Raw genomic sequence first — 24,047 nt, forward strand, 5'->3', positions numbered from 1 at the left:
CCCTACGGACTTCGTCCTACGGTCCCGCACCCTCCCGTACACGGTCGGCTTTCGCGGCGTGGGTGGGGGACGTCTGCCCCCACCGGCCGTTCGTCGCCATACGACGGAAGGGGGCGGGCCGTAGGACGAAGTCCGTAGGGCCGGTCCCGTACCCCGGTACGGGGAGCGCCGCCCGGTAAGGGCAGGGAGTCGGCCACGGCGCCCAGCCCGCCACCAGGCGCCGAAACCCCCTTGCTCAGTTGGACACCACGCCGAACGGCCCCGCTCCCACCCGGGAACGGGGCCGTTCGGCGTGCTTCGTTCGGCGGTGTCAGGCCGAAGCCGGCGGATACAGCCCGCGCGGCAGTTGCGTGGCGGCCGCCTTGTCGAGGAGCCACAGGGTGCGGCTGCGGCCGTACGCGCCCGCGGCCGGAGCCTGGATCTCCCCGGCGCCGGAGAGCGCCATCGCCACGGCCTTCGCCTTGTCCTCGCCCGCCGCCAGCAGCCAGACCTCCCGTGCCGCGCGGATCGCGGGCAGGGTGAGGGAGAGGCGGGTGGGCGGGGGCTTGGGGGCGCCGTGTACGGCGACGACCGTGCGTTGCGTCTCACGGACGGCCGGCAGCTCCGGGAAGAGCGACGCGACGTGGGTGTCCGGGCCGACGCCCAGCATGAGGACGTCGAAGGACGGGACGTGACCGTGGTCCCCGGGGAGCGCAGCGTCGCTCAGCTCGGCCGCGTACGCCTCCGCCGCGGCGTCCGCGTCGTTGCCCCACGCGCCGTGGGACGGGGGCATCGCGTGCACCCGCGTCGGGTCCAGCTGAACGCTGTCCAGCAGGACCTTGCGGGCCTGCGTGTAGTTGCGTTCCGGGTCCTCGTACGGCAGGAACCGGTCGTCGCCCCACCACAGGTCCACCCGGTCCCAGGCCACCGCGTCCCGGGCGGGCGCCTCGGCGAGGGCCGCGAGCAGCCCGTTGCCGTTGCGGCCGCCCGTCAGGACGATGGAGGCGGTGCCGCGGGCGGCCTGCGCGTCCACGATCTTCGTGATCAGCCGGGCCGCCGCGGCCTTGGCCATCAGCTCCTTGTCGCGGTGGACGACGACCTGCGGCGCGCTCACTCGGATGCCGCCTTGGAGGCCGCCTTCTTGGAGGCGGACTTCTTGGCGGGCGCCTTGGCCTTGGTGCCGGAGGACTCGGAGCCCTCCGACGCCTCGGACTTGGTGTCCGCCGCCTTCGCCGGATCCGCCGCGTCAGCGGGAGCCGGTTCGTCGGACGACTCGGCCGCCCTCGCCGCCAGCGGCGTCTGTGCCCGCTGCGGCTCGCCGAGCCGGTCGACGCCGTACTTCAGCGCCGAGGCGTACGTGTCGTCCGGGTCGAGCCGGCGCAGCTCCTCCGCCAGGAGTTCCGAGGTCTCGCGCCGCTTGAGCGCGACGTTGCGGTCGGGCTGGCCCTGCATGGAGAGCGTGGCCAGCGAGCCGTCCGCGCGGTCGAGCGCGACCGGGCCGCAGTCGGTCTCCATCCGGACGGCCGTCAGGCCGGGGCCGGCCGAGAGGAGCCGTCGGACGGGGACGCCGAGGCGGTCCGCGAGCCACATGCCGAGGAGTTCGACGCTGGGGTTGAACTCCTCGCCCTCGACCTCGACCTCGGCGACCTTGCAGGGCAGCTGGTCGAGCGCCGCGGCCAGCATCGAGCGCCAGGGCGTGATGCGGGTCCAGGACAGGTCCGTGTCGCCGGGCGAGTACGCGTCGGCGCGCTCGGCCAGCTCCCGGATCGGGTTCTCGGCGGTGTACATGTCGGTGACACGCCGCTGGGCGAGCGCCCCGAGCGGGTCGCGTGCCGCGTCCACCGGGGCGTTGACCGGCCACCACACGACGACCGGGGCGTCCGGCAGGAGCAGCGGCAGGACCACGGACTGGGCGTGGTTGATGGCCTCGCCGTAGAGCCGCAGGACGACCGTCTCACCCGTACCGGCGTCCGCGCCGACGCGGACCTCGGCGTCCAGGCGGGCCTTGGCGCGGTCGCGGGGCGACCGGCTGACGCGCTTGATGACGACGAGGGTGCGCGAGGGGTGCTCGCGGGACGCCTCGTTGGCGGCCTTCAGGGCGTCGTAGGCGTTCTCCTCGTCGGTGACGATGACGAGGGTGAGCACCATGCCGATGGCGGGGGTGCCGATGGTACGACGGCCCTGGACCAGCGCCTTGTTGACCTTGCTGGCCGTGGTTTCCGTCAGATCGATCTTCATGGCCGACGCCAGCTCCGTCCGTCTCGTGCGAGCATTTCGTCCGCCTCGTCCGGTCCCCAGGTCCCGGCCGTGTACTGCGCGGGCTTGCCGTGCTCGTCCCAGTACTCCTCGATCGGGTCGAGAATCCGCCAGGACTGCTCGACCTCCTCGACGCGCGGGAAGAGGTTGGCGTCACCGAGCAGGACGTCCAGGATCAGGCGCTCGTATGCCTCCGGGCTGGACTCGGTGAAGGACTCGCCGTAGGCAAAGTCCATCGAGACGTCCCGTACCTCCATGGAGGTGCCGGGCACCTTCGACCCGAAGCGCATGGTCACGCCCTCGTCCGGCTGGACGCGGATGACCAGGGCGTTCGCGCCCAGTTCTTCGGTGGCGGTGTGGTCGAAGGGGGAGTGCGGCGCGCGCTGGAAGACGACCGCGATCTCCGTGACGCGGCGGCCCAGGCGCTTGCCGGTGCGCAGGTAGAAGGGGACGCCCGCCCAGCGGCGGTTGTCCACCTCCAGCTTGATCGCGGCGTAGGTGTCGGTACGGGAGTTCGGGTCGATGCCGTCCTCCTCCAGGTAGCCGACGACCTTCTCGCCGCCCTGCCAGCCGGCCGCGTACTGGGCGCGGACGGTCTCCTTGCCCAGGTCGGCGGGGAGCCGTACGGCACCGAGCACCTTGGTCTTCTCGGCGACCAGCGCGTCCGCGTCGAAGGAGGCGGGCTCCTCCATGGCGGTCAGCGCGAGCAGCTGGAGGAGGTGGTTCTGGATGACGTCACGCGCGGCGCCGATGCCGTCGTAGTAGCCCGCGCGGCCGCCGATGCCGATGTCCTCGGCCATGGTGATCTGGATGTGGTCGACGTAGGACCGGTTCCAGAGCGGCTCGAAGAGGGTGTTGGCGAAGCGCAGCGCCAGGATGTTCTGGACCGTCTCCTTGCCCAGGTAGTGGTCGATCCGGAAGACCGACTCGGGCGGGAAGACCTCGTGGACGATGCGGTTCAGTTCCTGGGCGCTGGCCAGGTCGTGGCCGAAGGGCTTCTCGATGACCGCGCGGCGCCAGCAGTCGCCCTGCTGGTCGGCCAGGCCGTGCTTCTTGAGCTGCTGGACGACCGTGGGGAAGAACTTGGGCGGCACGGACAGGTAGAAGGCGAAGTTGCCGCCGGTGCCCTGGGCCTTGTCGAGTTCCTCGATGGTGTCCTTGAGGGTCTCGAAGGCCTCGTCGTCGTCGAAGTTGCCCTGGACGAACCGGCAGCCCTGGACGAGCTGCTGCCAGACCTCTTCGCGGAACGGTGTACGGGAGTGCTGTTTGACGGCCTCGTACACCTCCTGCGCGAAGTCCTGGTGCTCCCACTCGCGGCGGGCGAAGCCGATGAGGGAGAAGCCCGGCGGCAGCAGCCCGCGGTTCGCCAGGTCGTAGACGGCAGGCATCAGCTTTTTACGGGACAAATCGCCCGTGACGCCGAAGATGACCAGGCCCGACGGCCCCGCGATACGCGGGAGCCGTCGGTCCGCGGCGTCACGCAGCGGATTGCTGCTGGACAAGGTGGGTCAGCCCTCCGAAGGAGCGAGGCGCTTGAGCTCCGCCTCAGTGGACTTGAGCAGGTCGTTCCAGGACGCCTCGAACTTCTCGACGCCCTCGTCCTCCAGCACCTGCACGACGTCGTCGTACGAGATGCCGAGCTTCTTCAGCGCGTCGAGGTCGGCCTGCGCCTGCTCGTAGCTGCCGCGCACCTTGTCGCCGGAGATCTCGCCGTGGTCGCCGGTGGCTTCCAGGGTGGCCTCGGGCATGGTGTTGACCGTGTTCGGCGCCACCAGCTCCTCGACGTACATGGTGTCCTTGAGCGACGGGTCCTTGACGCCGGTCGAGGCCCACAGCGGACGCTGCTTGTTGGCGTGCGCCTTGTCCAGCGCGTTCCAGCGGTCCGAGGAGAAGACCTCCTCGTACGCCTGGTAGGCCAGGCGCGCGTTGGCGACGGCGGCCTTGCTCTTCAGGGCCTTGGCCTCGTCGGTGCCGATCGCGTCCAGACGCTTGTCGGTCTCGGTGTCCACGCGGGACACGAAGAAGGAAGCCACCGAGTGGATCTTGGACAGGTCCAGGCCCGCGGCCTTGGCCTTCTCCAGGCCCTCCAGGTAGGCGTCCATGACCGCGCGGTAGCGCTCCAGCGAGAAGATCAGCGTGACGTTGACGCTGATGCCCCGGGCGATCGTCTCGGTGATCGCCGGGAGGCCCGCCTTGGTGGCCGGGATCTTGATCAGCGCGTTGGGGCGGTCCACCAGCCAGGCCAGCTGCTTGGCCTCGGCGACGGTGGCGCGGGTGTCGTGCGCCAGGCGCGGGTCGACCTCGATGGAGACCCGGCCGTCCTGGCCGTCGGTGGCGTCGAAGACCGGGCGCAGGATGTCGGCCGCGTCCCGGACGTCCGCCGTGGTGATCATCCGGATGGCTTCCTCGACGGTCACCTTGCGGGCCGCGAGGTCGGTGAGCTGGGTGTCGTACCCGTCGCCCTGCGAGATGGCCTTCTGGAAGATCGACGGGTTGGTGGTGACACCGACGACGTGCTGCTGGTCGATCAGCTCGGCCAGGTTGCCGGACGTGATCCGCTTGCGGGACAGGTCGTCCAGCCAGATCGCGACGCCTTCGTCGGAGAGGCGCTTGAGTGCGTCTGTCATGGGGTTTGCATCTCCTACTTGATCGTGTACGGGCGTCAGCGCTGGGCCGCTGCGAGGGATTCCCGGGCCGCCGTGGCGACCGCGTCGGCGGTGAAGCCGAACTCGTGGAAGAGGACCTTGGCGTCCGCCGAGGCACCGAAGTGCTCCAGCGAGACGATGCGGCCCTGGGCGCCCACGTAGCGGTGCCAGGTCAGACCGATGCCGGCCTCGACCGCGACCCGGGCCTTGACCGTCGGCAGCAGCACGCTGTCGCGGTACCCCTGGTCCTGCTCCTCGAACCACTCGACCGACGGCATCGAGACGACGCGCGTCGGAATGCCCTCGGCCTGCAGCGCCTCGCGCGCCTCGACGGCGAGCTGCACCTCGGAGCCGGTGCCGATCAGGATGACCTGCGGCTCGCCGCCCTCGGCCTCGAACAGCACGTAGCCGCCCTTGGCCGCGGCGGGGTTCGCCTCGTACGTCGGTACGCCCTGGCGGGTGAGCGCGAGGCCGTGCGGCGCCGGCTTGCTCTGGTGGCGGCGCAGGATCTCGGCCCAGGCGGTGGCGGTCTCGTTGGCGTCGGCCGGGCGGACGATGTTCAGGCCCGGGATGGCGCGCAGCGCGGACAGGTGCTCGACCGGCTGGTGGGTCGGGCCGTCCTCGCCGAGACCGATGGAGTCGTGCGTCCACACGTAGGTCACCGGCAGTTGCATGAGCGCGGCGAGCCGGACGGCGGGGCGCATGTAGTCGGAGAACACCAGGAAGGTGCCGCCGTAGATGCGGGTGTTGCCGTGCAGCGCGATGCCGTTCATGGTCGAGCCCATGGCGTGCTCGCGGATGCCGTAGTGGACCGTGCGGCCGTACGGGCTGGCCTCGGGCAGCGGGTTGCCCTCGGGCAGGAACGACGAGTTCTTGTCGATCGTGGTGTTGTTCGAGCCGGCGAGGTCGGCGGAGCCGCCCCACAGCTCGGGCACGACCGCGCCCAGCGCCTGGAGGACCTTGCCGGAGGCGGCGCGGGTGGCGACGCCCTTGCCGGTCTCGAAGGCGGGCAGCGCCTTCTCCCAGCCGTCCGGCAGCTCGCCCGCCTGGATGCGGTCGAACTGGGCGGCGCGCTCCGGGTTGGCCGCGCGCCAGGCGTCGAGCTTCTCGTCCCACGCGGCGTGCGCCTCGCTGCCGCGCTTCCAGGCGGCGCGGGTGTGCTCGATGACCTCGTCGGAGACCTCGAAGGACTTCTCCGGGTCGAAGCCCAGCACCTTCTTGGTGGCCGCGACCTCTTCGGCACCCAGCGCGGAGCCGTGCGCGGCCTCGGTGTTCTGGGCGTTCGGGGCGGGCCAGGCGATGATCGAGCGGGCCGCGATGAACGAGGGACGCTCGGTCTCCTCCTGGGCCGCCTTCAGGGCCTTGGCCAGGCCCACCGGGTCGAGGTCACCGCTGGGCAGCTGGTCGACGCGCTGGACGTGCCAGCCGTACGACTCGTAGCGCTTGATCGTGTCCTCGGAGACCGCGGTCTCGGTGTCGCCCTCGATGGAGATGTGGTTGTCGTCCCACAGCAGTACGAGGTTGCCGAGCTTCTGGTGGCCCGCGAGCGAGGAGGCCTCGGCCGAGACGCCCTCCTGGAGGCAGCCGTCACCGGCGATGACCCAGACGGTGTGGTCGAACGGCGAGGTGCCGGGCGCCGCCTCCGGGTCGAACAGGCCGCGCTCGTAGCGGGCGGCCATGGCCATGCCCACGCCGTTGGCGACACCCTGGCCGAGCGGGCCGGTCGTGGTCTCCACGCCGACCGTGTGGCCGTACTCCGGGTGACCGGGGGTCTTCGAGCCCCAGGTGCGGAAGGCCTTCAGGTCGTCCAGCTCCAGGCCGTAGCCGGCCAGGTAGAGCTGGATGTAGAGGGTCAGGCTGGAGTGGCCCGCGGAGAGGACGAACCGGTCGCGGCCGGCCCACTTCGCGTCCGCCGGGTCGTGCCGCATCAGCTTCTGGAAGAGAACGTAAGCGGCCGGCGCGAGGCTCATGGCGGTACCCGGATGGCCGTTACCGACCTTCTGCACGGAATCCATGGCCAGGACGCGGACGGTATCGACGGCCCGCTGGTCCAGGTCGGTCCACTCGAAATCTGTGGTGGTCGGCTTGGTGCTCACCCTGAGTCAGGGCTCCTCTCCACATGTCGAATGCCGGGGACGGTTTGTCCGCCGGGCGTTGTCGAGCCTACCCCTGCATCCACGGCCGTCTTTTCGACGGAGCGTCGACGGCTCACCCGGGGAAACTCGACGCCTTAGGCAACCAAATCCGGACTCCGGACATTCCCGCCCCGGACGAGACGGCCACCACTCCAGACTGCCGGGCGGCGCCCGCCTTCGCCTCCTGAACGGCGTGAACGGCGGGCGAAGCGCCCACGGAGGCGCGCCCGTGCGCGGCGGCGGCGGGGCACGGGAGGGTGCCGGGGCCGGGGCGCGGCACGCCCAGGGACTCGCCGGGGGTACGGCCCCACTGACCCCGGTACCCCCTCAACACGACCCCACCCCCGCGAAGGCCGTCGTATGGCCAACGTCTAAAGTGGCGTGGTACGCGCAAGCCTTAACCGGGTCTTCACGGCCGGGAACGCTTGCTGGCCTTATCTTCGCGGCGCAAGCCGCTGATGTTACTTCCAGGGGTGTGCGTGACGGCCGTCGAATCCCGTCCTGCCGGGGTCCTAGCCCAGGGCCCGCAGGGTTCAGGTCACCGTCCGTTCGGGGCCCGTGTCAAGGCGTTCGTGGCGCTGACCAAGCCGCGCGTCATCGAGCTGCTGCTCATGACGACGGTGCCGGTGATGTTCCTGGCGGCCGGTGGTGTCCCCGACCTCTGGCTGGTGCTGGCCACCTGTGTGGGCGGCTATCTCTCCGCCGGCGGCGCGGCCGCGTACAACATGTACATCGACCGCGACATCGACGCCCTGATGGACCGCACCTCGCAGCGGCCGCTGGTCACCGGAATGGTCTCGCCCCGCGAGTGCCTGGTCTTCGCGACCGCACTGGCGGTCGGCTCGACGGCCTGGTTCTGGTTCCTGGTCAACCCGCTGTCGGCGGTGCTGTCGCTCGCGGCCCTGCTGTTCTACGTCGTCGTCTACACGATGATCCTCAAGCGGCGTACCGCGCAGAACATCGTCTGGGGCGGCATCGCGGGCTGCATGCCGGTCTTCATCGGCTGGTCCGCGGTGACCAACACCGTCTCCTGGGCCTCCGCCGTCCTCTTCCTCGTCATCTTCTTCTGGACGCCGCCGCACTACTGGCCGCTGTCGATGAAGGCCAAGGACGACTACGAGCGGGTCGGCGTGCCGATGCTGCCGGTCATCGCGGGCAACAAGGCCGTGGCGCGGCAGATCGTGGCGTACAGCTGGGTGATGGTCCTGGTGTCGCTGCTCCTCCAGCCGCTCGGCTACACCGGCTGGTTCTACACGGTGGTGGCGGTGCTCTGCGGCGCCTTCTGGCTGAAGGAGGCGCACGGTCTCCAGGCCCGCGCCAAGGCCGGGATCACCGGGGCCAAGCTGAAGGAGATGCGGCTGTTCCACTGGTCGATCACCTATGTGTCGCTGCTGTTCGTCGCCATCGCCGTGGACCCGTTCCTGCGCTGGTAGGAGCTTGCGCCGAGATGTCCGCCGGGCCCGTCACGATCCGTTCGTGGCGGGCCCGCGGCGTGTGCGCGGTGCCCCGGACGGCCCTTCCGCCGCTGATTACCGGCGGGTAGCATTCTGTCCATGGCAGACATTCAGCAGGCGGACACGGCGGACGAGCAGGCCGGCGGGCAGCCCGCGCCGGGCCGGGCGGACAAGCGGGCCGAGCGGCGGACTGCCCGGCTGGCCAAGGACATCGCGGCGTTCGCCGCCTCCCACGGCGGCAGCGCCGACGGCCAGCTCGCCCACATCGCCCGCGGCAGCGTCCGGATCGCGCTGGTCGGCGCCGACGGCCAGTGGGGCAACCTCGTCGCCGGGACACAGGACGTCGCACGGGCCGCGGCCGAGCGGGCCGGGGTCACCCTGCACGAGGAGTTCGACGGCGAGCTGGCGGCCAAGGTACGCACCGGTCCGTACGAATGGTCGCGGATGGCGGGCATCCAGGTGGGTGGCCCGGCCAACCCCTGAGGCCGGGGCCGGGCCGGGCCCGCTACCTGACGGCCGCGTCGTCCGTTGAGCCCACCAGGGGCGGCGACCGTGCCGCGCCGGGTGGGCTTTCGGCGCCGTGGGCGCCTTCGGTCCCGGGAGGCTTCAGCGAGGAGGGGCGGATGGACCGACTGCCACCGCTCGTGGACCAGCACAGCCACGGCGCGCTCCACGGGGACCTGGGGCTCGGCGCCTTCGAGGCGCATCTGGCCGCCGCCTCGGGCGGCCACGGCCCGGCACCGGCCGGCACCACCTTCTTCGACAGCTGGACCGGCCTCGGCGTACGCCGCTGGTGCCCGCCCCTGCTGGGCCTGGAGGCGCACTGTCCGCCCGCCCGCTATCTGGCCCGCAGGCGGGAGCTGGGCGCCTTCCACGCGAGCCGCCTACTGCTGCGCGGCGCCGGTATCGGAACGTTCCTGCTGGAGACCGGCGCTCCCAGCGAGCTGACCACGGCCGGTGAGCTGGCCGCCGCAGCGGAGGCGGGCGCCCACGAGGTCGTACGGCTCGAACCGCTCGCCGAGCAGATCGCGGACACCTCCGGCAGCGTCGGCTCCTTCGTCGGCTACACGGCGGAAGCGATCTACGCGGCCGCCCAGGACGCCACCGCCTTCGCCTCCGGCGCCGCCTTCTGCGAGGGCCGCGCCCCCGAGGCGGCCGAGGTGCGGCGCGCGGCCGAACGATGGCTGCGGGGCCGCAGGCCGGGGGAGCGATTGACCGAGCCGTCGCTGCTGCGGCACCTGCTGTGGAGCGCGGTCGCCACCGGCGTACCCGTACAGCTGCACGGTCCCGACCCGCTGCCGCTGGCGGGATTCCTCCAGGCCACCACCGGTATCGGTACGGACCTGGTGCTGCTGCCCCGGCCGCCGCACCACCGCCGTGCGGCGCAGCTGGCCGCGGTCCATCCGCACGTCTACGCGGACGCCGGGCCGGACCCCGGGGAAACGCTCAGGCAGGCCCCGTTCGGCAAGCTGATGTTCTCTACAGGGGCGCGGGCGCTGCCCGAGCTGTACGTGACGGGCGCGCGCTTCTTCGTACGGGCCGTCGAGCGGGTCGTACGGGAGTGGGCGGAGGAGGGCATGTGCGCGCGGGCGGACGCGGGGCGGATCGCCGCCATGGTCGCGTCCGGGACCGCGCGCCGCGTCTACCGGCTGGAGGAGGAGGTGCCGGCGGCCGGCTGAGGTGCGGCGGGGGCGGGCACCTCGGCGCTCGCGGCCGCAGCGGTGCCGACGCCGTCGGCGGGGGAGTCGCCCGTACCGGCCGGTACGGGGCCGCGGTCACGCAGCGCCAGGTAGATGCGCAGCACGCAGATCCACACCAGCGTCGAGACGAGCATGTGCAGGCCGACGACGATCTCCGGCAGGCCCGCGAAGTACTGGACGTAGCCGATGACGCCCTGGAGCAGGATGCAGCCGAACAGCTCCAGCATCATGCGGCGCGGCGCGGCCGGTGCCTTGACGGCGCGCAGCGTGAACCACAGGGCCACCGACAGGCCGACGACGATGTAGACGAAGTCGACGTGCAGCTGGGTGATCTCGTGCCAGTCCACCGGGATGCGGTGCACCTTCTTGGCGTCGCCCGCGTGCGGTCCGGCGCCGGTGACGACCGTGCCGATGACGGTGAGCACGCCGGTCGCCAGGACCAGCAGCCCGGCGAGCTGGCGCACCGGGCGGGCGACCAGGTCGCGCGGCTCCTCGTCGCCCTCGGCGGCGCGCCGCCAGGCCAGCACGGAGACCGTGAGCAGGGCGGTGGTGAGGAGGAAGTGCGCGGCGACGAGGTACGGGTTCAGGCCGGTCAGGACGACGATGCCGCCCCAGACGGCGTTGCCCATGACGATCCAGAACATCGCCCAGCCGAGCCGGGTGAGCGAGCGGCGCCGGGGCGCGCGCGCCCGTGCCGCGATGATGAACACGCCGATGAACGCGCACAGCACGTACGTCAGCAGGCGGTTGCCGAACTCGATGAGGCCGTTGATGCCCATCGCGGAGGTCGGCGTCAGGCTGTCCGGGGTGCACTTGGGCCAGGTCGAGCAGCCCAGCCCGGACTGGGTGAGCCGGACGGCGCCGCCGGTCACGACGATGACGACGGACATCACGACGGTGGCCAGCGCGGCCCGCCGTACGAAGGCGGCACTGGGCTGCCAGCGGCGCGCGATCAGCTCAAAGGGGTTCCACGTGTTCGGCACGCAGCCATCGTAGGCGGCGGCTTGTGCAAAGTTTCACGAGGGGGTGGGCAACGCGCGGGCCTCTTGCGCAACCGCAGGTCACACCGGTTCCCGACGGCCTGCTCCCCGCAGGAGGCCGCTGCTGCCGCCGGAAGCGCCGCTACTCCCAGCGGAAGAACTTGGCCGCCGCGCCCAGCCCGAGCACCGCCCACACCGCGAGGATGCCCAGGTCGGCCCACGGCACGCCCGCGCCGTGCTGGAGAACGTCCCGCAGGCCGTCCGACAGCGCGGAGATCGGCAGCAGCCCGAGCACCGACTGCGCCGCGTCCGGGAACTTGTCCAGCGGCACGATCACGCCGCCGCCCACCAGCAGCAGCAGGAAGACGAGGTTGGCCGCCGCCAGCGTCGCCTCTGCCTTGAGCGTGCCCGCCATCAGCAGGCCAAGGCCGGAGAACGCCGCCGTGCCGAGGACCAGCAGCAGCACCACCGACAGCGGATTGCCGTGCGGGGACCACCCCAGCGCGAACGCGATCACCGTCAGCAGTACGACCTGGAGGATCTCGGTCACCAGCACCGAACAGGTCTTCGCCGTCATCAGCGCCCAGCGCGGCAGCGGCGACGCGGCCAGCCGCTTCAGGACCCCGTACCGGCGCTCGAAGCCGGTCGCGATGGCCTGCCCGGTGAAGGCGGTGGACAGCACCGCCAGGGCCAGGATGCCGGGCGCCAGGAAGTCGACGGCCTTGCCCTCGCCCGTGTCGACGATGTCGACGGCGGAGAACAGCACCAGCAGCAGCGTCGGAATGATGACGGTCAGCAGCAGCTGCTCGCCGTTGCGCAGCAGCATCTTTGTTTCGAGGAGGGCCTGCGCGCGGATCATCCGGGACAGCGGCGCCGCGCCGGGCCGGGGGGCGAAGGTGCCGGCGGTGCGGGCCGCGCCGCCCCCGTCCGTCGTGCCGGTGGCGGTCATGAACGCAGCTCCTTGCCGGTCAGTTCGAGGAAGACGTCCTCCAGGGTGTGCCGCTCGACCGCTATGGCGTCCGGCAGCACGCCGTGCTGCGCGCACCAGGAGGCGACGGTCGCCAGCAGCTGCGGATCGATCGTGCCGGTCACCCGGTACGTGCCGGGTGTCAGCTCGGCCGCGGCGCTCTCCGCGGGCAGCGCCTTGAGCAGCGCGTTCAGGTCGAGGCCGGGCCGTCCGGTGAAGCGCAGGGTGTTCTCGGCGCCGCCCTTGCACAGCTCCTCGGGGCTGCCCTGGGCGATCACCCGGCCGCCGTCGATGATCGCGACGTCGTCGGCGAGCTGCTCGGCCTCGTCCATGAAGTGGGTGGTCAGTACGGTGCTGACGCCGTCGGCGCGCAGTTCCCGTACGAGGTCCCAGGTGGCGTGCCGGGCCTGCGGGTCCAGCCCGGCCGTCGGCTCGTCCAGGAAGACCAGCTCGGGACGGCCCACGACGGCCATGGCCAGCGCGAGCCGCTGCTGCTGCCCGCCGGACAGCCGCCGGTAATGCGTACGGCCGCAGCTGCCCAGTCCCAGCCGGTCCATCAGCAGGTCCACGTCGACGGGGTGCGCGTGCAGCCCGGCGGTGTGCCGCAGCATCTCCTCGGCACGGGCGCCCGCGTAGACGCCGCCGGACTGGAGCATCACGCCGATACGGGGCCGTAGCGCCGCGGCGTCGGCGACCGGGTCCAGGCCCAGGACGCGGACGGTGCCCGCGTCGGGGCGGCGGTAGCCCTCGCAGATCTCGACGGTGGTGGTCTTCCCGGCGCCGTTGGGTCCGAGGACGGCGGTGACCGAGCCCGCCTCGACCCTGAGGTCGAGGCCGTCCACCGCGGTCTTGGTCCCGTACCGCTTGACCAGGCCGGTGACCTCGACGGCAGGCGGACGGCCGGGGGTCCGGGGGGTGTCCCCGGAGGAGGCGCTGCGCATGACCGGCAGTCTACGAAGCGCGGGGGTGCCCGCAGGAGCGGGGGCGAAAAGGTGCGGGCTCCTGCCGGATCAGGAACCGGAAAAGACGGACCGGCGCGACAAAAAGTGCGAACTCCTTCGGGTGGGGGAGTGGAGCGGCCTTTGCGGGGTGTAGATCATCCGGGCTCCGGGACGGGGGTGCCGGGCGCCCCTCCGGCTGTCGATGGAACCAGTGAATCCGCAGCTCAACAGGGGTGTCGGCACACTCGTGCGAAGCCCGGGCCGGTGCGGCGATTAGGTGACCCTAAGTGATCGAGGCCACCGGTCCGTGATCCCGCCGAGGGTTGTCTTGGCCTGAGGAATTACGCAACAATGGCGTTGTGAAATACGCGAGCGAGGAACAGGAAGGCACCGCGGCCCGCCCGGCCGGCGGGCCGGACGGCCCCGCGCCCGCACGCTCGGCGCGGTCCGCGTCCGGTGCCGCGCCGCACCACGACGAACAGCAGGGCACGCGCAACCGCGTCGCGCGTTCCATCCTCGACCACGGTCCGTCCACCGCGGCCGAGCTGGCCCTCAGGCTGGAGCTGACCCAGGCGGCCGTCCGCCGCCACCTCGACACCCTCGTCGCGGAGAACGTGGTCGAGCCCCGCGAGAAGCGCGTCTACGGCGCGCGCACCCGCGGCCGCCCGGCCAAGGTCTTCGCGCTCACCGACTGCGGCCGGGACGCCTTCGACCAGTCCTACGACCAGCTCGCCGCCGACGCGCTGCGCTGGATCGCGGAGAGCGCGGGCGGCGGCGAGCTGGGCGAGGCCGCGATCGCGGCGTTCGCCCGCGCCCGCTTCGCCGCGCTGGCCGAGGGCTACCGCGCGAGCGTGGAGTCCGCGTCCCCTGAAGGACGTACGCAGGCGCTTGCCGAGGCGTTGACCGCGGACGGGTACGCTGCTACGGCACGCAGCGCGCCCAGTCATCAGCTGGGTGAACAGCTCTGCCAGCACCACTGCCCGGTCGCCCACGTCGCCGAGCAGTTCCCGCAGCTGTGCGAGGCGGAGACCGAGGTCTTCTCCCGCCTGCTGGGGACCCACGTGCAACGTCTTGCCACCATCGCCCACGGCGACGGTGTCTGCACGACCTTCGTCCCGAAGGGCCGCGAGGCCGCCGGCAAGACCGCCCACCGCACCACCAAGACCACCAATGCTTCTGCAAGCACGGCCGGGAGGAACCCCGCATGACTCTCCCCACGGAGACTGCTCACCCTGAGCTTGAGGGCCTGGGCACGTACGAATACGGCTGGGCCGACTCCGACGTGGCCGGCGCTTCCGCCAAGCGCGGCCTGTCCGAGGAGGTCGTCCGCGACATCTCGGGCAAGAAGAACGAGCCTGAGTGGATGCTCAAGCTCCGCCTCAAGGGCCTGAAGCTCTTCGACAAGAAGCCCATGCCGAACTGGGGCTCGGACCTGTCGGGCATCGACTTCGACAACATCAAGTACTTCGTGCGTTCCACGGAGCAGCAGGCCGCCTCCTGGGAGGACCTGCCCGAGGACATCAAGAACACCTACGACAAGCTGGGCATCCCCGAGGCGGAGAAGCAGCGGCTGGTCGCGGGTGTGGCCGCGCAGTACGAGTCCGAGGTGGTCTACCACCAGATCCGTGAGGACCTGGAGCAGCAGGGCGTCCTGTTCCTGGACACCGACACCGCGCTCAAGGAGCACCCGGAGCTCTTCAAGGAGTACTTCGGCACGGTGATCCCGGCCGGCGACAACAAGTTCGCCTCGCTGAACACCGCGGTCTGGTCGGGCGGCTCGTTCATCTACGTCCCCAAGGGCGTGCACGTGGACATCCCGCTCCAGGCGTACTTCCGCATCAACACCGAGAACATGGGTCAGTTCGAGCGGACGCTGATCATCGTCGACGAGGACGCCTACGTCCACTACGTCGAGGGCTGCACCGCCCCGATCTACAAGTCCGACTCGCTGCACTCCGCGGTCGTCGAGATCATCGTGAAGAAGGGCGGCCGCTGCCGCTACACGACGATCCAGAACTGGTCGAACAACGTCTACAACCTGGTCACCAAGCGCGCCGTCGCCTACGAGGGCGCGACCATGGAGTGGGTCGACGGCAACATCGGCTCCAAGGTCACGATGAAGTACCCGGCCGTCTACCTGATGGGCGAGCACGCCAAGGGCGAGACCCTGTCCATCGCCTTCGCGGGCGAGGGCCAGCACCAGGACGCGGGCGCCAAGATGGTCCACATGGCCCCCCGTACGTCCTCCAACATCGTCTCCAAGTCGGTGGCGCGGGGCGGCGGCCGTACGTCCTACCGCGGCCTGATCGAGATCGGCGAGGGCGCCGAGGGCTCCAAGTCCAACGTGCTGTGCGACGCCCTGCTCGTCGACACCGTCTCCCGCTCGGACACCTACCCGTACGTGGACGTCCGCGAGGACGACGTCACCATGGGCCACGAGGCGACCGTCTCCAAGGTCAGCGACGACCAGCTCTTCTACCTGATGGCGCGCGGCCTGTCCGAGGACGAGGCGATGGCGATGATCGTGCGCGGCTTCGTCGAGCCGATCGCCCGCGAGCTGCCCATGGAGTACGCGCTGGAGCTGAACCGGCTGATCGAGCTGCAGATGGAAGGCGCGGTCGGCTGACGCCCTCCGCGCAACGCAGCGACTGAATTCTCACGAGGAAGAGAGCACCACGACAGCCATGGCTGAGGCTCAGACAATCCCGGCGGGGTCCACGACCACCGGTTCGATCGCGGTGGCCGCCGAGTCCACCGTCGCCACCCGGATGAGCGCCCCGCCGTCCTACGACGTGGCGGACTTCCCGGTGCCGCACGGCCGCGAGGAGGAGTGGCGCTTCACCCCCCTCGCGCGCCTGAAGGGCCTGCACGACGGCACCGCCGTCGCGTCCGGCGCCGACCTGAAGATCGACATCACGGCGCCCGAGGGCGTCACCCACGAGCTCGTCGAGCGCGACGACCCGCGGGTCGGCAAGGCCGGCAAGCCCGTCGACCGGATCGCCGCCCAGGCGTACAGCTCCTTCGAGAAGGCGTCCGTCATCACGGTGCCCAAGGAGACGGTGCTCACCGAGCCGATCCGCATCGCGGTGCACGGCGAGGGCGGCACGGCCTACGGCCACCAGGTCATCGAGCTGGGCGCGTTCGCCGAGGCCGTCGTCGTCATCGACCACACCGGCGACGCGACGCTCGCCGCCAACGTCGACTACCTCATCGGCGACGGCGCCAAGCTGACCGTCGTCTCCGTGCAGGACTGGGACGACACCGCCGTCCACGTCGGCCAGCACAACGCGCTGGTCGGCCGGGACGCCGGCTTCAAGTCCGTGGTCGTCACCTTCGGCGGCGACGTGGTCCGGCTGCACCCGCGTGTCACCTACGCGGCCCCCGGCGGTGAGGCCGAGTTCTACGGTCTGTACTTCACCGACAACGGCCAGCACCAGGAGCACCGCCTCTTCGTCGACCACGAGGCGGCCAACTGCCGCTCCAACGTCGTCTACAAGGGCGCCCTCCAGGGCCAGGACGCGCACGCCGTCTGGATCGGCGACGTGCTCATCCGGGCCGCCGCCACCGGCACGGACACCTACGAGCTCAACCGCAACCTCGTGCTGACCGACGGCGCGCGGGTCGACTCGGTGCCCAACCTGGAGATCGAGACCGGCGAGATCGTCGGCGCCGGCCACGCCTCGGCGACCGGCCGCTTCGACGACGAGCAGCTGTTCTACCTGATGGCCCGCGGCATCCCGGCCGACGAGGCCCGCCGGCTGGTCGTCCGCGGCTTCTTCACCGAGCTCGTCCAGCAGATCGGCCTGCCGGACGTCGAGGAGCGCCTGATCGCCAAGATCGAGGCCGAGCTGGAAGCGTCCGTGGCATGAGCCCGGCCTACGTACGCGCCTGCGGGCTGGCCGACCTGGAGGAGGACAGCCCCAAGCGTGTCGAGATCGACGGCGTGCCGGTCTCCCTCGTCCGCACCGACGGGGAGGTGTTCGCGATCAACGACATCTGCTCGCACGCGAACGTCTCCCTGTCCGAGGGCGAGGTGGACGACTGCGCGATCGAGTGCTGGCTGCACGGCTCCAGCTTCGACCTGCGCACCGGCAAGCCGTCCGGGCTCCCCGCCACGCAGCCCGTCCCCGTATACCCCGTAAAGATCGAAGGAGAAGGCGCGGACGCTTCCGTGCTCGTCTCCGTCACCCAGGAGTCCTGAGTCCCCATGGCAACGCTTGAGATCCACGACCTGCACGTCTCCGTCGAAGCCGAGAACGGCTCGCGCGAGATCCTGAAGGGCGTCGACCTGACCGTGAAGCAGGGCGAGACGCACGCCATCATGGGCCCCAACGGCTCCGGCAAGTCCACCCTCGCCTACTCGCTGGCGGGTCACCCCAAGTACACGATCACCGGCGGCACCGTCACCCTCGACGGCGAGGACGTCCTGGAGATGTCCGTCGACGAGCGCGCCCGCGCCGGCGTCTTCCTCGCCATGCAGTACCCGGTCGAGGTCCCCGGCGTCTCGGTCTCCAACTTCCTGCGTACGTCGGCCACCGCCATCCGCGGCGAGGCCCCGAAGCTGCGTACGTGGGTCAAGGAGGTCAAGGAGGCCATGGAGCGGCTGTCCATGGACCCGGCCTTCGCCGAGCGCAACGTCAACGAGGGCTTCTCCGGCGGCGAGAAGAAGCGCCACGAGATCCTTCAGCTGGAGCTGCTCAAGCCGAAGATCGCGATCCTCGACGAGACCGACTCCGGCCTGGACGTCGACGCGCTGCGCGTCGTCTCCGAGGGCGTCAACCGCGTCCGCGAGTCCGGTGACGTGGGCACCCTGCTGATCACCCACTACACCCGGATTCTCCGGTACATCAAGCCCGACCACGTCCACGTCTTCGCCAACGGCCGGATCGCCGAGTCCGGCGGCCCGGAGCTGGCGGACAAGCTGGAGGCCGAGGGCTACGAGGAGTACGTGAAGGGTGGCGCAACCGCGTGACAAAGCTGCCGGGCCTCCTCGACACAGAGGCGATCCGCAAGGACTTCCCGATCCTGGACCGACGGATCCATGACGGGAAGAAGGTCGTGTACCTGGACAACGCGGCCACCTCCCAGAAGCCCCGCCAGGTGCTCGACGCGCTGAACGGGTACTACGAGCGCTACAACGCCAACGTCCACCGCGGCGTGCACGTGCTCGCCGAGGAGGCCACGGCGCTGTACGAGGGCGCGCGCGACAAGGTCGCCGCCTTCGTCAACGCGCCCAGCCGCGACGAGGTGATCTTCACCAAGAACGCCTCGGAGTCGCTCAACCTCGTGGCCAACATGCTCGGCTGGGCGGACGAGCCGTACCGGGTCGACCACGACACCGAGATCGTCATCACCGAGATGGAGCACCACTCCAACATCGTGCCGTGGCAGCTGCTCTCGCAGCGCACCGGCGCGAAGCTGAAGTGGTTCGGGCTGACCGACGACGGCCGGCTCGACCTGGACACGATCGACGAGGTCATCACCGACCGCACGAAGATCGTCTCCTTCACGCTCGTCTCCAACCTGCTGGGCACCGTCAACCCGGTCGAGGCGATCATCCGCCGCGCCCAGGAGGTCGGCGCGCTGGTCTGCATCGACGCCTCGCAGGCCGCCCCGCACATGGTGCTGGACGTGCAGGCCCTCCAGGCCGACTTCGTGGCCTTCACCGGCCACAAGATGTGCGGCCCGACCGGCATCGGCGTCCTGTGGGGCCGCCAGGAACTCCTGGAGGACCTCCCCCCGTTCCTGGGTGGCGGCGAGATGATCGAGACCGTCTCGATGCACTCCTCGACCTATGCCCCCGCGCCCCACAAGTTCGAGGCGGGCACGCCCCCGATCGCGCAGGCCGTCGGCCTCGGCGCGGCCGTGGACTACCTCACCTCGATCGGCATGGAGAACATCGCCGCGCACGAGCACGCGATCACCGAGTACGCCGTCCAGCGGCTGCTGGAGGTCCCGGACCTGCGCATCATCGGTCCCGCCACGGCCGAGGACCGCGGCGCGACGATCTCCTTCACGCTCGGTGACATCCACCCGCACGACGTGGGCCAGGTGCTGGACGAGCAGGGCATCGCGGTCCGGGTCGGCCACCACTGCGCGCGGCCGGTCTGCCTGCGGTACGGAATTCCCGCGACCACGCGGGCGTCTTTCTACCTGTACTCCACTCCGGCCGAGGTCGACGCCCTCGTCGAGGGGCTGGAGCACGTCCGTAACTTCTTCGGATGAGGACGAGGACTGACTGAGCCGTGAAGCTGGATTCCATGTACCAGGACGTGATCCTGGACCACTACAAGCACCCGCACGGGCGTGGTCTTCGGGACGGCGACGCCGAAGTCCACCACGTCAACCCGACCTGCGGTGACGAGATCACCCTGCGCGTACGGCTCGACGGTGCGACCGTGGAAGACGTGTCGTACGAGGGCCAGGGCTGCTCCATCAGCCAGGCCAGCGCGTCCGTGCTCAACGACCTGCTGGTCGGCAAGGAGCTGGGCGAGGCGCAGAAGATCCAGGAGACCTTCCTGGAGCTGATGCAGTCCCGCGGCCAGCTGGAGCCGGACGACGCGATGGAGGAGGTGCTGGAGGACGCCGTCGCGTTCGCCGGCGTCTCGAAGTACCCGGCCCGCGTCAAGTGCGCCCTGCTGAGCTGGATGGCTTGGAAGGACGCCACCGCCAAGGCCCTCTCCGAGGAGGCGAAAACCGCATGACCGACAACGCAGTGACCACCAAGCCGGCCTCGGAGGAAGAGGTCCGCGAGGCCCTTTACGACGTGGTCGACCCCGAGCTGGGCATCGACGTCGTCAACCTGGGCCTGATCTACGGCATCCACGTGGACGACGCCAACATCGCCACCATCGACATGACGCTCACCTCGGCGGCCTGCCCGCTGACCGACGTCATCGAGGACCAGGCGAAGTCCGCCACGGACGGCATCGTCAACGAGCTGAAGATCAACTGGGTCTGGATGCCGCCGTGGGGCCCGGACAAAATCACCGATGACGGGCGTGAGCAGCTGCGGGCGCTCGGCTTCAACGTCTGATCTTTCCGGTTCCCCCAGGGAACATTTCGCGGCTGTGCCCGCCGGGATTTCTCCGGCGGGCACAGCCGTTTTCGAATTCCGGGCGCGCGGCGGAAAACGCGACATGTGCCCCGGAAAGATTTCCTCCGGTATGCCGTCCCGGATGGCCCCCGCCCTGCCGGTGCGAACGACCGGAACAATGCTTACTTCCGCGCTCCTCGGCTGTAATGCTCGTCGGCGTTCCGTACCCTTCGGCACCGGCCGGAGGGTGTCTTCGTCGCAGCGGAAGGACGCTCCATGAGGAGAACCGGGCGATTAGTGACACGGGCTGCCGTGGTGATCGCGGGGGTCGCCATAGCAGCGGGATCCACCACCGCCTTCGCGGACATGGACCGCTACACCTCGGGTGCGCACTCGTGGCGCACGGGCGGCGGGAAGCAGGTCGGCCTCCAGGACACCAAGGGAGACGGCAACTCGGTGAAGGCCGAGTACAACCGCAACCGGCCCAGCAACTCGCTGTACACCCTGTGGAACCACAGCGGCCGAGGCACCAAGGTGTACAGCAACAAGGGCGGCACGGTGTGGGACATGCGCGTCTGCACGGAGATCGACAAATGGCCGGACGACTGCTCCAACTGGTGGAGCGACGACCACTGAGCCGTAACGGCCTGCTCTGCCAGAGCGCTGCCCGGGATCTTCTCCGCCCGGGCAGCGCGTTGCCGATTTCCTTCTCCGAAAGGCGGGCGGCGTGACGGAAGCGTTGTTGCCCCTGGACATTCATGCACTGCGGTACGAAGTGGGGGGCCGACGCTTGTTCGAAGGGCTCGGACTCGCGGTGCGCGCCGGCGAATCGGTGGCCGTCATGGGGCCGTCCGGATCCGGGAAGAGCACTCTCCTCTCCGTCGTCCTGGGGCTGGTCCGGCCTGACGCGGGAACAGTTTCCGTAGCGGGGCGAAATGTGGCGCGGTTACGGGGTCGCCATCTGACGGAGCACCGGCGGAAGCACATAGGCATGATCTTCCAATTCGGAGAACTGCTGCCCGAACTCACTCCCGTGGAAAATGTCGCACTGCCCGCCCTGCTGGACGGCGCGGACCGCGACCGCGCCTATGCCGACGGCCGGAAACTCCTGGACGAACTGGGCGTGCCCGCCGCCGGCACGGCGACCGGTGACCTGTCCGGCGGCGAGCGGCAGCGGGTCGCCGTGGCGCGGGCCCTGATCGGCAGTCCGTCGCTGCTCCTGGCGGACGAACCCACCGGCGCGCTCGACGCGGAGTCGCGGGACCACGTGGCCGGGACGCTGTTCGCCGTACCGGCCTCACGCCGGTGCGGGCTGCTCGTCGTGACACACGACCCCTTGGTGGCGAACCGGGCCGACCGGGTCATGCACCTGGAACAAGGTGCCCTCGCAGGTGCGCGGTGAAGCACGGCCGGATGCGCCACATGCTGCGCATCGGCCGGGCGGCAGGGCGGTCCGCCGAGGGAGGCCGGGCACGCTCCTTGGCCCTGCTGGCCGCGACGGCGGTCGTCGCCGTGACGCTCTGCTCGCTGGCCGCCACGGCTGCTACGTGGGAGGGCCGGGAACAGCGGGGGAACGCCCGCGTACCCGCCTTCGCCGAGCAGGGTGACCGTCCCGCGGCGCTGTGGAGCCGGTACTGGGACGGCTACCAAGGGCGCCAGTTCACCGTGGTCGTCATCGCTCCCCTCACCGAGGACGCGCCGTTGCCGCCCGGGGTCGCACGATGGCCGGGCCCCGGTGAGGTGTTCCTGTCGCCGGCGCTGGCCGACGGGCCCGCGAACGAGGACTTCCCCCGCCGCTACGGCACCCGGGTCGGCACCATCTCGGCCGAAGGGCTGGCATCGCCGGGCGAACGACTGGCCTATGTGCGCCCCACCACGGCCATGCTCGGCACCGCGCGGATGGAGAAGATCGTCGGGTACGGAGGGCCCGGCCCCGCCTTCGGCGACCTGCGGGTCGTCGGACCACGGTCGTCCATGCTGGCCGTGATCGGCGTACTGCTCGGCCTCCCCGCCCTGGGGCTGGCGGCAGCGGCGGCCAGAATGGGTGCCGCCGGAAGAGACCGCCGCGACGCACTGCTGCGCACTCTCGGCGCCGGCCGGACGGCACGCGCCTGTATGGACATCGGGGCCGCGGTCCGGCCCGTGTGCGCCGGTGCCGCGGTCGCGGCCCTCCTCACGGTGCCGTTCCTGCTGACAGACATCGAACTGCCCTGGATCGACTACACGTTGTACGCTCCGGACCTGCGACGAGCCGGCGGGACCCTGGCGGTCGCCGTGGCGGCCTCCGCCCTGGGGATGCTCGGCCTGATCCTCCTGCTGCGTCCGGCCGCCGTGCGCCAGGGAACGTCCACCAAACCCCGTGCGGCGGGCAGCGGACTGCTGCGACTGCTGGCCCTGGGCTCCTGCCCGGCCTTTCTCGTCCTGGCCCTGACATCGAAGAGTTTTGGCGCGCAACGCTCCGCGGCCGCCTACCTGTTCGCGGTCGTCGGCGTGTGGGCGACCCTCCCCTGGGTGATCGGCTGGACCGCTTCGCGCCTCAGCGGCCGGGCGTCGAGATCACCGCACCGCAGCGGCGACCCGGCACGCCTGATAGCCGCCCGCACCACCGCGGCCCGCCCCGGCACGGTGGTGCGTCTGGTGGCCGCCATGGTCATCGCCATCGGCGTCGTCGGACAGACCCAGATCATCACCAGCCTGCTGTTCGCCCGCTCCGGTGACGAGGAACAGCTGAAGTCCGTACAAGGCCGGACCATGGCGCTCGTGCAGACGTCGGCCACGCGGCTCACGGACGCCTTCACCGGCGCGCTTCCCGCCGGGGCGCACGCCGTCGCCGTCAGCGCGGGAGACATCCGGCCGGACGGTTCCAGCGGCAGCCGGATCCTCCAGGGGCCGTGCGACAGCCTTCGCGCACTACGACTGCCGTGCCCTGCCGCCGGACAGGAGGCGCACGTACCGTACGGTGACCTCGACCAGCGCTTGCGCGTGTCCGGCTACCAGAGTTTCGGTCCGACGCCCGCCATCGTCCGTACCGGGCCGGTCGTCGCCGTCAACCGGTCCGAGGGGTTACAGGCCGTCGTGTTCACCGACAGCGACAAGCCCATGGACATCCCGGCCGTCAAACGCGCCGCGCACCTCCACCTGAGTGTGAAGGCCCTCGCCGAGCCGGTGGCCGAGGACGGAGCGAAGTCCTTCGCCGTCGGATACCACTCCCGGTGGATTCCCTTCCTCGGCACCATCGGCACGGTCGTCCTGCTGACCGCCATGGCACTCGCGTCGCTCTCCGAATTCCTGCGCTTCTCGCAGACCCTCGCCCCGCTCACCGTGCTCACCGGCCGGAGCAGGATCTTCCACACGACGGCGTTCTGGTGCCTGGGAGCCCCGCTCCTGGGCGCGGGCGCGGTCGGCGCCGTCGCGCACGTCATCCTGGTCCAGCCCGTCACGGGGGGAGAAGGCGGCGCGACCCTGTCCTGGAACCTGGTCACGGCCGTCCTGCTGTCCACGGCACTCTTGGCCGCTGCGGCAACGGTTGCCGGCGGCGCCACGGCCGCTCGCCGCGCGCGGATGTGGCGACCTCGCGCCGACTGATCAGGAGCGGCTGTGCCCCCGGGGTTCTCCGGCGGGCACAGCCGTTTCCGCGTCTACTTGCTCGCCACCCGGAAGACCTCGGTCATCTGCATCGCGGTGACGATGTTGATACGCCCGGTCTCGATGAGGTGTGCGGGCGCGCCCAGCCCGGCGACCGGGTGCGGGTCCAGCCGGAGGCTGGGGAACTGGATGCCGACCGCGCGGGCGGCTTCGCCGAGGTCGCACATGATTTCGCGGGCGGTTTCGGCGGGGGAGAGCTTTTCGAAGCGGCTGTTCACGCGCGGTACCTCCGTAGGGGGGCGGGTGGTTGTTTCCGCTTACAGAGTGGACTCGCGCGCGTACGCTCGCCAGTAAGTAGGGCGTGACAGA

Annotated in this window: 23 protein-coding genes; 14 read left to right on the plus strand and 9 right to left on the minus strand. The window is 70.7% G+C overall.

Features of this window, described 5'->3' with window-relative positions; genetic code table 11:
* Positions 1–310 precede the first annotated feature (310 nt).
* Genes pgl through tkt form a run of 5 tightly spaced genes read right to left on the minus strand, consistent with a single transcriptional unit; the run spans position 311 to position 6,976 of the window.
* Positions 311–1,093 carry a 6-phosphogluconolactonase gene (pgl, locus tag JXZ78_RS30410; RefSeq protein ID WP_030021247.1) on the minus strand — a complete coding sequence of 261 codons (783 nt, stop codon included), beginning with the start codon at positions 1,091–1,093 and terminating at the stop codon, positions 311–313.
* Positions 1,090–2,217, minus strand: coding sequence for a glucose-6-phosphate dehydrogenase assembly protein OpcA (gene opcA / locus JXZ78_RS30415; RefSeq protein WP_238783470.1), 1,128 nt, complete (start codon positions 2,215–2,217; stop codon positions 1,090–1,092). Before opcA ends, pgl begins: the two co-directional genes overlap by 4 nt.
* The gene (gene zwf, locus JXZ78_RS30420) at positions 2,214–3,737 is read right to left on the minus strand and encodes a glucose-6-phosphate dehydrogenase (protein WP_030021249.1); all 1,524 of its coding nucleotides are present in this window, start codon (positions 3,735–3,737) and stop codon (positions 2,214–2,216) included. Before zwf ends, opcA begins: the two co-directional genes overlap by 4 nt.
* 6 nt (positions 3,738–3,743) lie before the next feature.
* Positions 3,744–4,862 (minus strand): transaldolase, encoded by a 1,119-nt coding sequence (tal, locus tag JXZ78_RS30425; RefSeq protein ID WP_030021250.1) that lies wholly within the window; start codon positions 4,860–4,862, stop codon positions 3,744–3,746.
* 35 nt (positions 4,863–4,897) lie between these two features.
* A complete protein-coding gene (gene tkt, locus JXZ78_RS30430; RefSeq protein ID WP_030021251.1) occupies positions 4,898–6,976 on the minus strand; it encodes a transketolase in 2,079 nt (692 codons plus the stop codon).
* A gap of 518 nt (positions 6,977–7,494) precedes the next feature.
* Here tkt and JXZ78_RS30435 point away from each other — a divergent pair.
* The 3 genes from JXZ78_RS30435 (at position 7,495) to JXZ78_RS30445 (ending at position 10,148) form a co-directional block, all read left to right on the plus strand.
* Positions 7,495–8,448 (plus strand): heme o synthase, encoded by a 954-nt coding sequence (locus tag JXZ78_RS30435; RefSeq protein ID WP_030021252.1) that lies wholly within the window; start codon positions 7,495–7,497, stop codon positions 8,446–8,448.
* A 120-nt stretch (positions 8,449–8,568) separates the two neighbouring features.
* On the plus strand, positions 8,569–8,952 hold the full coding sequence (locus tag JXZ78_RS30440; RefSeq protein WP_030021253.1) for a hypothetical protein: 384 nt from the start codon (positions 8,569–8,571) through the stop codon (positions 8,950–8,952).
* A 140-nt stretch (positions 8,953–9,092) separates the two neighbouring features.
* Complete coding sequence (locus tag JXZ78_RS30445; protein WP_030021254.1) at positions 9,093–10,148, plus strand: amidohydrolase; 1,056 nt, start codon at positions 9,093–9,095, stop codon at positions 10,146–10,148.
* Here JXZ78_RS30445 and JXZ78_RS30450 read toward each other — a convergent pair.
* The 3 genes from JXZ78_RS30450 to JXZ78_RS30460 form a co-directional block, all read right to left on the minus strand.
* Positions 10,112–11,152, minus strand: a complete 1,041-nt coding sequence (locus JXZ78_RS30450; RefSeq protein WP_030021255.1) for a COX15/CtaA family protein — start codon at positions 11,150–11,152, stop codon at positions 10,112–10,114. The two genes, JXZ78_RS30445 and JXZ78_RS30450, sit on opposite strands and share 37 nt — an antisense overlap.
* A gap of 139 nt (positions 11,153–11,291) precedes the next feature.
* Positions 11,292–12,098: an ABC transporter permease gene (locus JXZ78_RS30455; RefSeq protein WP_030021256.1), complete on the minus strand. Its 807-nt coding sequence runs from the start codon at positions 12,096–12,098 to the stop codon at positions 11,292–11,294.
* The gene (locus JXZ78_RS30460) at positions 12,095–13,057 is read right to left on the minus strand and encodes an ABC transporter ATP-binding protein (protein ID WP_030021257.1); all 963 of its coding nucleotides are present in this window, start codon (positions 13,055–13,057) and stop codon (positions 12,095–12,097) included. Before JXZ78_RS30460 ends, JXZ78_RS30455 begins: the two co-directional genes overlap by 4 nt.
* 359 nt (positions 13,058–13,416) lie before the next feature.
* Here JXZ78_RS30460 and JXZ78_RS30465 point away from each other — a divergent pair, with 359 nt between their 5' ends.
* The 11 genes from JXZ78_RS30465 (at position 13,417) to JXZ78_RS30515 (ending at position 23,678) form a co-directional block, all read left to right on the plus strand.
* Positions 13,417–14,265, plus strand: a complete 849-nt coding sequence (locus tag JXZ78_RS30465; protein WP_030021258.1) for a helix-turn-helix transcriptional regulator — start codon at positions 13,417–13,419, stop codon at positions 14,263–14,265.
* Positions 14,262–15,683: a Fe-S cluster assembly protein SufB gene (gene sufB / locus JXZ78_RS30470; RefSeq protein WP_030021259.1), complete on the plus strand. Its 1,422-nt coding sequence runs from the start codon at positions 14,262–14,264 to the stop codon at positions 15,681–15,683. Before JXZ78_RS30465 ends, sufB begins: the two co-directional genes overlap by 4 nt.
* A 58-nt stretch (positions 15,684–15,741) precedes the next feature.
* The gene (gene sufD, locus JXZ78_RS30475; RefSeq protein ID WP_030021260.1) at positions 15,742–16,926 is read left to right on the plus strand and encodes a Fe-S cluster assembly protein SufD; all 1,185 of its coding nucleotides are present in this window, start codon (positions 15,742–15,744) and stop codon (positions 16,924–16,926) included.
* Entirely contained in the window at positions 16,923–17,258 is a 336-nt protein-coding gene (locus tag JXZ78_RS30480; protein WP_030021261.1) for a non-heme iron oxygenase ferredoxin subunit, read from the plus strand. Before sufD ends, JXZ78_RS30480 begins: the two co-directional genes overlap by 4 nt.
* Before the next feature lie 6 nt (positions 17,259–17,264).
* Positions 17,265–18,029, plus strand: coding sequence for a Fe-S cluster assembly ATPase SufC (sufC, locus tag JXZ78_RS30485; protein ID WP_030021262.1), 765 nt, complete (start codon positions 17,265–17,267; stop codon positions 18,027–18,029).
* The gene (locus tag JXZ78_RS30490) at positions 18,026–19,282 is read left to right on the plus strand and encodes a cysteine desulfurase (RefSeq protein WP_030021263.1); all 1,257 of its coding nucleotides are present in this window, start codon (positions 18,026–18,028) and stop codon (positions 19,280–19,282) included. Before sufC ends, JXZ78_RS30490 begins: the two co-directional genes overlap by 4 nt.
* Positions 19,283–19,302: 20 nt before the next feature.
* Entirely contained in the window at positions 19,303–19,761 is a 459-nt protein-coding gene (gene sufU / locus JXZ78_RS30495) for a Fe-S cluster assembly sulfur transfer protein SufU (protein WP_030021264.1), read from the plus strand.
* Positions 19,758–20,093 (plus strand): metal-sulfur cluster assembly factor, encoded by a 336-nt coding sequence (locus tag JXZ78_RS30500; protein ID WP_030021265.1) that lies wholly within the window; start codon positions 19,758–19,760, stop codon positions 20,091–20,093. Before sufU ends, JXZ78_RS30500 begins: the two co-directional genes overlap by 4 nt.
* Before the next feature lie 297 nt (positions 20,094–20,390).
* Positions 20,391–20,729 (plus strand): hypothetical protein, encoded by a 339-nt coding sequence (locus JXZ78_RS30505; protein WP_157851624.1) that lies wholly within the window; start codon positions 20,391–20,393, stop codon positions 20,727–20,729.
* Between the two features lie 139 nt (positions 20,730–20,868).
* Positions 20,869–21,495, plus strand: coding sequence for an ABC transporter ATP-binding protein (locus tag JXZ78_RS30510; RefSeq protein WP_078624385.1), 627 nt, complete (start codon positions 20,869–20,871; stop codon positions 21,493–21,495).
* Positions 21,492–23,678, plus strand: a complete 2,187-nt coding sequence (locus tag JXZ78_RS30515) for a hypothetical protein (RefSeq protein ID WP_050502633.1) — start codon at positions 21,492–21,494, stop codon at positions 23,676–23,678. Before JXZ78_RS30510 ends, JXZ78_RS30515 begins: the two co-directional genes overlap by 4 nt.
* A 53-nt stretch (positions 23,679–23,731) precedes the next feature.
* On the opposite strand, the gene JXZ78_RS30520 is transcribed toward JXZ78_RS30515, so the two are convergent.
* Entirely contained in the window at positions 23,732–23,956 is a 225-nt protein-coding gene (locus JXZ78_RS30520) for a hypothetical protein (RefSeq protein WP_030021268.1), read from the minus strand.
* Positions 23,957–24,047 lie beyond the last annotated feature (91 nt).

The organism is Streptomyces monomycini (assembly GCF_022271435.1).
GTDB lineage: Bacteria > Actinomycetota > Actinomycetes > Streptomycetales > Streptomycetaceae > Streptomyces > Streptomyces monomycini.